The sequence below is a fragment of the Pseudomonas sp. Sample_22 genome, from assembly GCF_004307635.1.
GTDB lineage: Bacteria > Pseudomonadota > Gammaproteobacteria > Pseudomonadales > Pseudomonadaceae > Aquipseudomonas.
This window is the reverse complement of sequence record NZ_RCNY01000094.1, coordinates 1-12,063: the sequence shown is the minus strand read 5'-3', so window position 1 is coordinate 12,063 and position 12,063 is coordinate 1. Positions and strand designations below refer to the sequence as shown.

Sequence of the window (12,063 nt, the reverse complement as noted above, 5' to 3'; positions counted from 1 at the left end):
ACACTCTATGGATGCTTTTTCCCTCTGTAGGAGCACGGCTTGCCGGCGATGGCGCCCTCGAAATCGCCATCGCCGGCAAGCCGTGCTCCTACAGGTTTGTAGTGTTTGAATGTCAACGCAACACCCATAAAAACAATAAAAGCCTGTTCAGAGATCAACTGCCATGGCCGCACCTGCCTCGCCGCTGTCCCACGACACCATCATCCAGGATTCCTGGTCCCGGTGCCGTGCGTTTGGCCTTGATCACCAGAGCGCTCCGGCCTTCGATCAACTTCCGGCGCAGAGCATCAAGCAATTGCTCGAGAGCCAGCATTCATTGGTGCAAACCACCCACCAGGAAGTGCTGCCGTACTACGAAAACATTCTCAGCAACTCCAACTGCCTGATCATGCTCGCCGACAATCAGGGCCAGGTGCTGACGACCTGGGGCACCCAGCGTTTTATCGAACCTAGCCTGACCCGCGGCTTCAGCGCTGGCGCCAGCTGGATGGAGCGCTGCAGCGGCACCAACGCTATCGGCACGGCGCTGGTCTGCGAGCAGGCGGTACACATCGAACACGACGAACACTTTCTCAAGGCCAACCGCTTCATGACCGGTTCCGCCGCGCCGATTTTCGATGCCGAGCGCAAGATCATCGCGGTGCTCGACGTATCCAGCGACAGCTACCTGCCACCGTCCCACACCCTGGGCATGGTCAAGATGATGAGCCAGACCGTGGAAAACCGGCTGATCCTCAACCTGTTCCATGGCCAGCATTTCCAATTGACCTTCAACACCGGCCTGAACAACCTCGACAGCCAATGGGCCGGCTTGCTGATTTTCGATGAGAGCGGCCAAGTACTCTCGGCCAACCGCCGCGCCGACAATTTGCTGGGCGTGCGCCTGTCGCGGGTCAGCGTCGAGAGCCTGTTCAAGGTCTCGTTGCTGGAGCTGCTGAATCAACCCGAAGGGCTGCCCTTCTCGCTGCAGGCTTCCGGGCGCAACCGTTTCCAGTGTTTGCTGAAAAGACCGAAACAGGTTGCGATTCAACCGCGAGTATTCGCCGAACCGGCTGTGACTGTACCCACACCGGCCATTATCAGCCTCAACACCCTGCACTTCGGCGACAGCCGTGTAGAAAAAGCTGTGCGCCAGGCCGAGCGCTTGCTGGAAAAAGACATTCCACTGTTGATCCACGGTGAAACCGGCGTTGGCAAGGAAGTGTTCGTCAAGGCTTTGCATCAGGCCAGCTCGCGCAGCAAACAGGCGTTCATTGCGGTGAACTGTGCGGCCATCCCCGCTGAACTGGTCGAATCAGAGCTGTTCGGTTACGAGAAAGGCGCGTTTACCGGTGCCAACCAGAAAGGCAGCATCGGCCTGATCCGCAAGGCGAATAAAGGCACACTGTTCCTCGACGAAATCGGCGACATGCCGCTACCGACCCAGGCCCGCCTGCTGCGAGTGCTGCAGGAGCGCTGCGTGCAACCGGTGGGCAGCAGTGAGTTGTTCCCGGTGGACATCCGCATCATTTCCGCGACCAACCGCTCATTGCGCGAGCAGGTGCAGTTGGGGCGTTTCCGCGAGGATTTGTACTACCGCATCGGCGGCCTGACTCTAGAGCTGCCGCCCTTGAGAGAGCGCAGTGATAAAGAGGCACTGTTCAAGCGTTTGTGGGAACAGCACCGCGAACCGAGCCAGTGGGCCGGCCTGAGTCGCGAGGTACTGGAGTTGTTCGGGCGCCATCCGTGGCCGGGAAACTTACGTCAGGTCAGCAGCGTAATGCAGGTGGCGCTGGCCATGGCCGAGGAACAGCCGGTGCGGCCAGAGCATTTGCCGGATGATTTTTTCGTCGATCTGGAGATGGAGCCGGTGGAGACACCCGAGCCGCTGGCCGTGGATCTGAATGACGTCGAAGATTTGAACCGGCAATTGCAGGCGGCCGGGGGCAATATTTCCTATCTGGCGCGCAGGCTGGGGGTTAGCCGCAACACCCTTTATAAAAGACTGCGCCAGACTGAGTGACAAGGGATCATTCCCACGCTCCGCGTGGGAATGCCTGAACGGACGCTCCGCGTTCGGCTCTAAATGGGACGCGGAGCGTCCCTGGATGCATTCCCACGCGGAGCGTGGGAACGATCAAAAAGCCAGCTCCCACAGGTTCTGTGGGCTGCGACGATTTTGTATACGATACGGACACTGTGGGAGCTGGCTTGCCAGCGATGGGGCCCGCCCTGTCAGCGCCGAATTCGCGAACAGCACCAAAAAACAAAAACCCGCACAAGGCGGGTTTCGTTTTGAAGCGGATCAAGCCATCAGTCAGCCAGACGCCAGGTCGTGCCGCCCTTGCCGTCTTCCAGCACCACGCCCATGGCGGTGAGCTGGTCGCGGATGCGGTCCGATTCGGCCCAGTCCTTGCCGGCACGTGCCGCCAGACGCGCAGCGATCAACGCTTCGACTTCGGCTGCGTCCACTCGCCCTTCGGCGCCGGCCTGCAGGAAGTCATCAGCCTCAAGCTGCAACACGCCCAACACGCTGGCCAGTTCTTTCATACGGGCTGCCAGACCGGCCGCGGCATTGAGATCGCTCTCGCGCAGACGGTTGATCTCGCGGACCATCTCGAACAGCACCGCACAAGCTTCCGGCGTGCCGAAGTCGTCGTTCATCACCTGAGTGAAACGCTCGACGAAAGCTTCGCCGCCGGCCGGGGCTACGCTCGGCAGGCCTTTCAACGCATGGTAGAAACGCTCCAGAGCGCCTTTGGCGTCCTTGAGGTTGTCTTCCGAATAGTTGATGGCGCTGCGGTAATGGCTCGACACCAGCAGGTAACGCACGACTTCCGGGTGGTACTTGTCGAGCACGTCGCGGATGGTGAAGAAGTTGTTCAAGGACTTGGACATCTTCTCGCCATTGATGCGAATCATGCCGCAATGCATCCACGCGTTGGCATAGGTCTTGCCGGTGGCCGCTTCACTCTGGGCGATTTCGTTTTCGTGGTGCGGGAACTCGAGGTCGCTGCCGCCACCATGAATGTCGAACGTCTCACCGAGGCAGCAGGTCGACATCACCGAGCATTCGATGTGCCAGCCCGGACGCCCGGCGCCCCACGGGGATTCCCAGCTCGGCTCGCCCGGCTTGGCGGCCTTCCACAGCACGAAGTCCAGCGGGTCCTGCTTGGACTCGTCGACTTCGATGCGGGCGCCGATACGCAGGTCTTCGATCTTCTTGCGCGACAGCTTGCCATAGCCCATGAATTTGCCGACGCGGTAGTACACGTCGCCATTGCCCGGGGCGTAGGCGTAACCCTTGTCGATCAGGGTCTGGATCATCGCGTGCATGCCCGGGATGTGATCCGTGGCGCGCGGCTCCATGTCAGGTTTCTTGATGTTCAGGCGCGCTTCATCTTCGTGCATCGCCGCGATCATGCGCTCGGTCAAGGCTTCGAACGACTCGCCGTTCTCGTTGGCCCGGTTGATGATCTTGTCGTCGATGTCGGTGATGTTGCGCACGTAGGTCAGGTCGTAACCGCTGAACCGCAGCCAGCGGGTCACCAGGTCGAACGCGACCATGCTGCGGCCGTGGCCGAGGTGGCAGTAGTCGTACACGGTCATGCCGCACACGTACATGCGCACCTTGTTGCCATCGAGCGGCTTGAAGACTTCTTTGCTCTTGGTGAGCGTGTTGTAAATCGTTAGCACGTTAACTTCCTTGAATCACTGGCCCCACGAATCACGCAGGGTCACGGTACGGTTGAATACCGGCTGACCTGGTTTCGAGTCCTTGATGTCCGCGACGAAGTAGCCTTCGCGCTCGAACTGGAAACGGTCTTCCGGCTGTGCGTTGCCCAGCGAGGGTTCAGCACGACAACCGGTGAGTACCTGCAGCGAATCAGGGTTGATGTTGTCCAGGAAACTGGCGCTGTCTTCGGCCTTCTCCGGGTTCGGAGAACGGAACAGACGATCGTACAGACGCACTTCGCACTCGACGCTGGCAGCGGCCGGCACCCAGTGGATCACGCCTTTGACCTTGCGGCCTTCCGGGTTCTTGCCCAGGGTGTCCGGGTCGTACGAGCAACGCAGCTCGACGATGTTGCCGTCGGCGTCCTTGATCGCTTCGTCGGCGCGTATCACGTAGCTGCCACGCAGACGCACTTCACCGGCCGGTTCCAGGCGCTTGTAGCCCTTCGGCGGCTCTTCCATGAAGTCTTCGCGGTCGATGTAGATTTCGCGGGCGAACGGCAAGGCGCGCACGCCCATGTCTTCCTTCGGATGACGCGGCAGTTCGAGGTTCTCGACCTGGCCTTCCGGGTAATTGGTGATCACGACTTTCAGCGGACGCAACACGCACATGGCACGCGGCGCACTCTGGTCGAGGTCGTCACGGATGCTGAACTCGAGCATGCCGAAGTCGACCACGCCGTCGGAACGGTTGGTGCCGATCATTTCGCAGAAGTTGCGGATCGATTTCGGCGTGTAACCACGGCGGCGGAAGCCCGACAGCGTGGACATGCGCGGGTCGTCCCAGCCATTGACGTGCTTTTCATCGACCAGTTGCTTGAGCTTGCGCTTGCTGGTGATGGTGTAGTTCAGGTTCAGGCGGCTGAACTCGTACTGGCGCGGGTTGGCCGGTACCGGCAGGTTTTCGAGGAACCACTCGTACAGCGGACGGTGGCTTTCGAACTCCAGGGTGCAGATCGAATGGGTGATGCCTTCGATGGCGTCCGACTGACCGTGGGTGAAGTCGTAGTTCGGGTAAATGCACCACTTGTCACCGGTCTGGTGGTGGTGCGCGTGACGGATGCGATACATGATCGGATCACGCAGGTTCATGTTCGGCGACGCCATGTCGATCTTGGCCCGCAGCACACGTGCGCCGTCCGGGAATTCACCGGCCTTCATGCGGGCGAACAGGTCCAGGTTCTCTTCGACGCTGCGGTCGCGGAACGGGCTGTTCTTGCCCGGCTCGGTCAGGCTGCCACGGTATTCCTTGGCTTGCTCAGGGGTCAGGTCGTCGACATAGGCCTTGCCGGACTTGATCAGTTCCACCGCCCAGTCGTGCAACTGGTCGAAATACTGCGAGGCGTAGCGCACTTCGCCGGACCATTCGAAACCCAGCCATTTGACGTCGCTTTCGATTGCGTCGATGTATTCCTGGTCTTCCTTGGCCGGGTTGGTGTCGTCGAAGCGCAGGTGCGTGACGCCGCCGAACTCCTGGGCCAGGCCGAAGTTCACGCAGATCGACTTGGCGTGACCGATGTGCAGGTAGCCGTTGGGCTCAGGCGGGAAACGGGTGACGATCTGCGTGTGCTTGCCCGAGTCCAGGTCTGCCTGGATGATCGGCCGCAGGAAGTTGACCGGCACGGCTGGGCCGGTCTTGGCATTCGAGGTAGGGTCGACAGTGGGCTTGCTCATAGGATCCTTGAACGTACAAGTGCGTGGCCGTAATGAAGGCCGGACAAAACAAAGCCGCTATCATAGCCGATGCCGTCAAGCACCTGACAGAGCGCACCTGCAAACGGTCGCATTTAATGAACCGTAAATGAAAAACAGCCTCGAAATTCGCGTCTGTCACGCTAAACTGCGCGTCTCGGCCGCAAAAGGCTGAACCGGTGACGGGACGCTGAAGTCCCAAAATCCACGAATTCCTTGAAAGAGTAGTAATCATGACCCAAGTCAAACTGACCACCAACCATGGCGACATCGTCCTGGAACTGAACGCTGAGAAGGCACCGATCACCGTTGCCAACTTCATCGAGTACGTCAAAGCCGGTCACTACGAAAACACCGTTTTCCACCGTGTCATCGGTAACTTCATGATCCAGGGCGGCGGTTTCGAGCCAGGCATGAAAGAAAAGAAAGACAAGCGTCCAAGCATCCAGAACGAAGCTGACAACGGTCTTTCCAACGACAAGTACACCGTCGCCATGGCCCGAACCATGGAGCCGCATTCGGCTTCCGCGCAGTTCTTCATCAACGTGGCTGACAACAGCTTCCTCAACCACAGCGGCAAGAACGTTCAGGGCTGGGGTTACGCGGTATTCGGCAAAGTGACCGCCGGCACCGACGTCGTCGACAAGATCAAAGGCGTGGCCACCACTTCCAAGGCCGGCCACCAGGACGTACCAGCAGACGACGTGATCATCGAGAAAGCCGAGATCATTGAGTGATATTGCTGATTTCAGACTTGCATCTGGAAGAGGAGCGCCCGGACATTACCCGGGCGTTTCTGGATTTGCTCGCCGGACGCGCCCGCTCGGCGAGTGCGCTGTACATCCTGGGCGACTTTTTCGAGGCGTGGATTGGCGACGACGCCATGAGCCCTTTCCAGCGTTCCATCTGCCAGGCCCTGCGCGAATTGAGCGACAGCGGCACGGCGATTTTTCTGATGCACGGCAATCGCGACTTCATGCTGGGCCAGGCCTTTTGCAAACAGGCTGGCTGCACCTTGCTGAAGGACCCGAGCGTCGTGCAGTTCAACGGAGAGCCGGTGCTGTTGATGCACGGTGACAGCCTCTGCACCCGCGACGAAGCCTACATGAAGCTGCGTCGCTACCTGCGCAACCCGATCACCCTGTTCATCCTGCGTCATCTGCCCTTGAGCACCCGGCATAAGCTGGCGCGCAAGCTGCGCAGTGAAAGCCGCGCACAAACCCGAATGAAGGCCAATGACATCGTCGATGTCACGCCCCTGGAGATTCCGCGGATCATGCAGCAGTACGGCGTGAAAACGCTGATCCACGGCCATACCCACCGGCCCGCCATCCACAAGCTGCAACTGGGCGACCAGGCGGCACGGCGCATTGTGCTGGGGGATTGGGATCGTCAGGGTTGGGCATTGCAGGTCGATGAGCAAGGCTTTGCATTGGCGCCGTTTGATTTCACCCCGCCAGCGCAATGATCGTTCCCACGCTCTGCGTGGGAATGCAGCCCGGGACGCTCCGCGTCCCCAATCAAAAGCCGAACGCGGAGCGTCCGTAGAGGCATTCCCACGCAGAGCGTGGGAACGATCTGTTTCGTGTTTGACTCAATGCCCGGCAGACGCCGCAGGCCCGGCCTTGGCGGTAAACGGCGGCTTGGCCAGCCACACGATGAGTATCAGCCCCATGAACATCCAGCCCAGCAGGGTGAAGTAATCCACCGTGGACATGATGTACGCCTGGCTGATCACCATCTGATCCAGTTGCGTGTAGGCCTTGGCCCCTGCCCCGCCCAGCTGCGTCAACGTCTCGTGGGTTACCGGGTCGAACTGGGTGATGCTTTCGGTCAGATACGCATGGTGCTGGTCCGCCCGGCGAATCCAGATCCAGGTGGTCAGCGATGCCGCAAAACTGCCGCCCAGCGTGCGCAAGAACGTTGCCAACCCGGAGCCATCGGCAATCTGCTGCGGCGGCAGGTCCGAGAGCAGGATGGTCAGGGTCGGCATGAAGAACAGCGCCACGCCAATGCCCATGAACAGCTGCACCATGGCGATGTGCTGGAAATCCACTTCGTTGGTGAACCCGGCGCGCATGAAACAGCTCAGGCCGATGGCCAGGAACGCCAGCCCTGCCAGCAAGCGCATATCGAACCTCGGCGCGTATTTACCGACAAAAGGTGACAGCAGCACCGGCAAGATGCCCAACGGCGCCACGGCAAAACCGGCCCAGGTTGCGGTGTAGCCCAGTCGCGTCTGCAACCATTGCGGCAGGATCAGGTTGATCCCGAAGAACCCGGCATACCCCAGAATCAACACGATGGTGCCGTAGCGGAAGTTGCGGTGAGCAAACAGCCGCAGGTTGACCACCGGATGCTCGTCGGTCATTTCCCAGATCACGAAAAATGCCAGAGCAACCACCGAAATCACCGAACCGATGACGATGAAGCTCGATTCGAACCAGTCGGCGTCGTTGCCTTTATCCAACACAATCTGCAAGGCACCGACGCCAATGATCAAGGCGATCAGGCCGACGTAATCCATCGGCTGGCGGCTGGTGACCACCGGACGCTTCTTCATCTGTTGGGTCACCACCCACGCGGCGAACAGGCCGATCGGCACGTTGATGAAGAAGATCCACGGCCAGCTGTAACTGTCGGTGATCCAGCCGCCGAGGATCGGCCCGGCAATCGGTGCCACCACCGTGACCATCGCCAAAAGCGCCAGGGCCATCCCCCGTTTTGCCGGGGGATAGACCGCAATCAGCAGCGTTTGGGTCATCGGATACAACGGCCCCGCGACCACGCCTTGCAGGACTCGGAACCCTACGAGTTCCGGCATGGACGTCGAGATCCCGCACAGAAACGACGCGATCACGAACAGCAACGTGGCCCAGACGAACAGCTTCACTTCACCAAAACGGCGGCTCAGCCAACCGGTCAGCGGCAGGGCGATGGCGTTGCTCACCGCAAACGAAGTGATCACCCAGGTGCCCTGCTCCGCACTCACCCCGAGGTTGCCGGAAATCGTCGGCAACGCCACGTTGGCGATGGTGGTGTCGAGCACTTGCATGAAGGTCGCCAGCGACAGGCCGATGGTACTCAGCAGCAGGCTGGGCGGGGTGAAAGACGCGTTATTGCTCATTGCGAATCCTTTGACACCTGATTGACGCTATGGAGCGGGCCTTTGTGGCGAGGAAGCTTGCTCCCGCCGGGGCGCGAAGCGGCCCTAAAAGCTTTACGACTGCTTCGCAGCCGAGCGGGAGCAAGCTCCCTCGCCACAAAGGCCCGCACCTGAGGAGTGTGATCTCAGCGGTGGGCGGTCTTGCTGACCGCGGCGCTGTTGTCGTGGATCAGCTGCGTGATCATGGCGTCGGCTTCGGCCAGTTGACGGTCATAAATGCCAGTGCTGAACGAAGCTTTTTGCGGGGGCTGTTGCGCCAGCACCGGGCCGCTCTGGTCGTGCAAGTCCACATCCACCACGGTCGACAGGCCGACCCGCAAGGGGTGTTTGGCCAGTTCTTCGGCGTTGACGTGAATCCGTACCGGCACCCGTTGCACGATCTTGATCCAGTTACCGGTGGCATTCTGCGCGGGCAGCAAGGCAAACGCGCTACCGGTACCGGCGCCGAGGCTGTCGATGGTGCCGCTGTATTTCACGTCACTGCCGTAGAGGTCGGTTTCGATTTCCACGGGCTGACCGATACGCATGTCACGCAGCTGGGTTTCCTTGAAATTGGCGTCGATCCACAACTGATTCAGGGGGATAACCGCCATCAGCGCTTCACCCGGCTGCACCCGCTGGCCCAGCTGCACGGTGCGTTTGGCCACGTAACCGGTCACCGGCGCGATCAACGTGCTGCGGGCATTGTTCAGGTAAGCCTGACGCAACTGTGCGGCAGCGGCCATCACGTCCGGGTGCGAGGACACCACGGTGTCATCGACCAGAGCACTGGTGGTCTTGAGCTTCTGCTGCGCGTTGGCCAAGGCGTTTTGCGCAGAGGTCAGGTCGTCACGAGCGTGAGACAGTTCTTCCTGGGAAATCGCCCCGCCGACGGCGAGGTTTTTTCGGCGGTTGAAGTTGTCCTGGGCTTTCTGCACTTCGGCTTGCTGGGCGTTGACCTGCGCTTTCATGCCGTCGACGTCGCTGTACAAGCCGCGCACCTGACGCACCGTGCGCGCCAGATTGGCCTGGGCACTTTGCAACCCGACTTCGGCGTCGTTGGGGTCGAAATTCACCAGCACCTGACCTTCCTGGACCAGATCGCCGTCATCGGCACCGATGCTCACGACGGTGCCGGTGACCAGCGGAGTGATTTCCACCACGTTGCCATTTACATAGGCATCATCGGTGCTTTCACTCCAGCGCCCGAAGAATTCGTGGTAAGCCCAGACGCCCGCACCGCCGAGCACGACGACCATGGCAAGCACCAGCAACAGGAACTTGCGCTTGCCCGCGTTGGGATTGGCCGGGGTGGTTTGCGGGGATTGAGTTGTATCGGCAGTGGCCATGACAAGTACCTTGAATTAGTGAGTCAGCGTGGCTGGAGCAGTGTTGGCCGAGGCAATGGCCTCAGGCTGAAACCCGCCACCCAGCGCCTGTATCAGTTGGATCGACAGATCGATCTGCTCGGCATTCAGGTTGGCCAGCTGCCGCTGGGCCTGGAGCAGTTGCTGCTCGATGCTGAGCACGTCCAGGTAGTTACCGATGCCGGAACCGTAACGCTGGACCACGGTGTTGTAAGAATCCTGGGCGATGTCGGTGGCGTGTTGCTGGGCGGCAATCTGCCGGCCGACATCGCGCAACTGGTTGATGCTGTCACTGACATCCCCCAGCGCTTTCACCAGGTTTTTGTTGTACTGCGCCACCGCCAGGTCGTAGTCGGCGTCGCGGGAGTCGAGGTCGGCACGCAACCGGCCACCGTCGAAAATCGGTACGGAAATGGTCGGCGCCACATTGAAGAAACGGCTGGCCGAACCGAACATTGCATCGCCCAACAACGATTCGGTACCGGCCGCAGCGCTGAGGTTCAGGTTCGGATAGAACTGCGTCTTGCCGGCGTCGATGTTTTTGCTCGCCGCCTCGACCCGCCAGCGCGCGGCCACCAGGTCAGGGCGGCGACCCAGCAACTCGGCCGGCAGCACCGACGGCAACGCCACGGCACCCGGCTTGAGAATGTTCGGCCGGGCGATTTCATTGCCGCGGTCAGGACCTTTGCCCAGCAACACCGCCAAGGCGATCTTGGCGGATTGCAGGCGTTTTTCGGCGTCGATCAGATTGGCTTCGGAGGTCGCTTCCAGGCTTTCGGTCTGCTGGAACTGATACTGGCTGTCGATCCCGGAACTCAGGCGGCGCTGGCTCAGGTCGAGCATTTGCCGGGTGCGCTTGAGGTCTTCGGCGGACAGGTCGTAGACGATGTGCGCCTGCCCCAGATCGCTATAGGCACGCGCAACATCGGCGGACAAGGTCAGTTGCGCCGCCTGCTGGTCGATTTCAGCGGCGCGAGCCTGGCCCAGCGCGGCTTCCCAGGCGTCGCGCTGACCACCCCAGAGATCGAAGTTGTAATTGAAACTGGCAGCGATGTTACGCACGGTGGAATAGTTGCCACCCTGCCCCAGCGGGTCCTGATCCCGCGCCAGTCGCGAACGGCTGACACCGGCGCTGGCATCGAGGGTCGGCATGCGTGCGGCATCGGCGGCGTAGGCGGCGGCGCTGGCCTGATGGGTGCGGGCGTCGGCGATCTGCATGTCGGGGCTGTCGCGCAGTGCTTCGCGGATCAGGCCATCGAGTTGCGGATCACCCAGGCTCTTCCACCAATCGCTTTTCGGCCAGGCTGCGGGCGATAGCGTCACGCCGCTGAGGGATTGCCCGGCCTTGAGGTTTTTTGCCTCGAGGCTGACACCTACGGTGTGCAGCCCGCTGTAGCTGGCGCAACCGGCCAGGCTCATGGCAAACAGCACCAGACTCAGGCCGGTGCGCAAGGTTTTACTGTTCATTGTTACCACCCAAGCGCAGCACGGTGATTGAGTCACCGGCTGCCAGCAGAATTTTCTTCAGGATCAGTTCCAGGGTTTTCAGTTCTTCCGGGCTGATGGCGCCCGCCAGTTCGTTCATGGCCTCGGCACCGATGTTCGGCAGACGATTCGCCAAGGCCTGGCCTTGTTCCGTCAGCACCAACTGCACTTGCCGGCGATCCGCCTCGGAGCGTTGGCGCGCGAGGAAGCCTTTCTGTTCCAGACGATCGAGCATGCGAGTCATCGAGCCGCTATCCAGCGACAGGTGCCGACACAACTCACCCGGTGAATCGACACCGTACTGGGCCATGATGATCAGCACCTTGAACTGCGCGGCGGTGATGCCGTGAGGTTCCATGTGCGTGTCAATGATCCGGTCCTTGAGCAATGCGGCTCGCCCCAGCAGGAGACCGAGATGGCAGTTGTGAAAGTCGTCTGGCGCGAAATGTTTCATCTGAACACCGATTAGCTGCCTAGGCAGTGAATGTATGTCGAGATGTTACTGCCTAGACAGTGAATGTCAACGTAATAGTTAGGTTGCTTTGTAAATAGTTGACCAGTGGCGTCGGGTTTCAGTGCGGCTTAGGGGTATCTGGGAGAAGTTTGTTGGCTGGCAGGCCGTCATCGCTGGCAAGCCAGCTCCCACAGGGACAGAGGACA

Annotated in this window: 9 protein-coding genes; 3 read left to right on the top strand and 6 right to left on the bottom strand. The window is 60.5% G+C overall.

The window, feature by feature from the left end; all coding sequences use genetic code 11:
• The first annotated feature begins 163 nt into the window (after positions 1-163).
• Complete coding sequence (locus tag D8U73_RS27570) at positions 164-2,002, top strand: sigma-54-dependent Fis family transcriptional regulator (protein WP_130906281.1); 1,839 nt, start codon at positions 164-166, stop codon at positions 2,000-2,002.
• A 290-nt stretch (positions 2,003-2,292) separates the two neighbouring features.
• Here the strand turns inward: D8U73_RS27570 and cysS are convergent, their stop codons facing one another.
• A complete protein-coding gene (gene cysS / locus D8U73_RS27565; RefSeq protein ID WP_130906280.1) occupies positions 2,293-3,675 on the bottom strand; it encodes a cysteine--tRNA ligase in 1,383 nt (460 codons plus the stop codon).
• A 15-nt stretch (positions 3,676-3,690) separates the two neighbouring features.
• A complete protein-coding gene (locus D8U73_RS27560) occupies positions 3,691-5,388 on the bottom strand; it encodes a glutamine--tRNA ligase/YqeY domain fusion protein (protein ID WP_056854632.1) in 1,698 nt (565 codons plus the stop codon).
• A 251-nt stretch (positions 5,389-5,639) separates the two neighbouring features.
• Here D8U73_RS27560 and D8U73_RS27555 point away from each other — a divergent pair, with 251 nt between their 5' ends.
• Complete coding sequence (locus D8U73_RS27555; RefSeq protein WP_056854633.1) at positions 5,640-6,143, top strand: peptidylprolyl isomerase; 504 nt, start codon at positions 5,640-5,642, stop codon at positions 6,141-6,143.
• Positions 6,140-6,874 (top strand): UDP-2,3-diacylglucosamine diphosphatase, encoded by a 735-nt coding sequence (gene lpxH, locus D8U73_RS27550; RefSeq protein ID WP_056854634.1) that lies wholly within the window; start codon positions 6,140-6,142, stop codon positions 6,872-6,874. Before D8U73_RS27555 ends, lpxH begins: the two co-directional genes overlap by 4 nt.
• 126 nt (positions 6,875-7,000) lie before the next feature.
• Here the strand turns inward: lpxH and D8U73_RS27540 are convergent, their stop codons facing one another.
• The 4 genes from D8U73_RS27540 to D8U73_RS27525 form a co-directional block, all read right to left on the bottom strand.
• On the bottom strand, positions 7,001-8,533 hold the full coding sequence (locus D8U73_RS27540; protein ID WP_130906279.1) for a DHA2 family efflux MFS transporter permease subunit: 1,533 nt from the start codon (positions 8,531-8,533) through the stop codon (positions 7,001-7,003).
• 164 nt (positions 8,534-8,697) lie between these two features.
• Positions 8,698-9,900, bottom strand: a complete 1,203-nt coding sequence (locus D8U73_RS27535) for an HlyD family efflux transporter periplasmic adaptor subunit (RefSeq protein WP_056854636.1) — start codon at positions 9,898-9,900, stop codon at positions 8,698-8,700.
• A gap of 15 nt (positions 9,901-9,915) precedes the next feature.
• Complete coding sequence (locus D8U73_RS27530) at positions 9,916-11,385, bottom strand: efflux transporter outer membrane subunit (protein WP_130906278.1); 1,470 nt, start codon at positions 11,383-11,385, stop codon at positions 9,916-9,918.
• On the bottom strand, positions 11,375-11,857 hold the full coding sequence (locus tag D8U73_RS27525) for a MarR family transcriptional regulator (RefSeq protein WP_130906277.1): 483 nt from the start codon (positions 11,855-11,857) through the stop codon (positions 11,375-11,377). The genes D8U73_RS27530 and D8U73_RS27525 overlap by 11 nt, the downstream gene beginning before the upstream one ends.
• Positions 11,858-12,063: the final 206 nt, after the last annotated feature.

Bases quoted from the DNA above. Each gene is read 5' to 3' on its own strand.
- D8U73_RS27570 (WP_130906281.1), top strand. From the start codon at position 164: ATGGCCGCACCTGCCTCGCCGCTGTCCCACGACACCATCATCCAGGAT.
- D8U73_RS27560 (WP_056854632.1), bottom strand. From the start codon at position 5,388: ATGAGCAAGCCCACTGTCGACCCTACCTCGAATGCCAAGACCGGCCCA.
- D8U73_RS27555 (WP_056854633.1), top strand. From the start codon at position 5,640: ATGACCCAAGTCAAACTGACCACCAACCATGGCGACATCGTCCTGGAA.
- D8U73_RS27540 (WP_130906279.1), bottom strand. From the start codon at position 8,533: ATGAGCAATAACGCGTCTTTCACCCCGCCCAGCCTGCTGCTGAGTACC.
- D8U73_RS27535 (WP_056854636.1), bottom strand. From the start codon at position 9,900: ATGGCCACTGCCGATACAACTCAATCCCCGCAAACCACCCCGGCCAAT.
- D8U73_RS27530 (WP_130906278.1), bottom strand. From the start codon at position 11,385: ATGAACAGTAAAACCTTGCGCACCGGCCTGAGTCTGGTGCTGTTTGCC.
- D8U73_RS27525 (WP_130906277.1), bottom strand. From the start codon at position 11,857: ATGAAACATTTCGCGCCAGACGACTTTCACAACTGCCATCTCGGTCTC.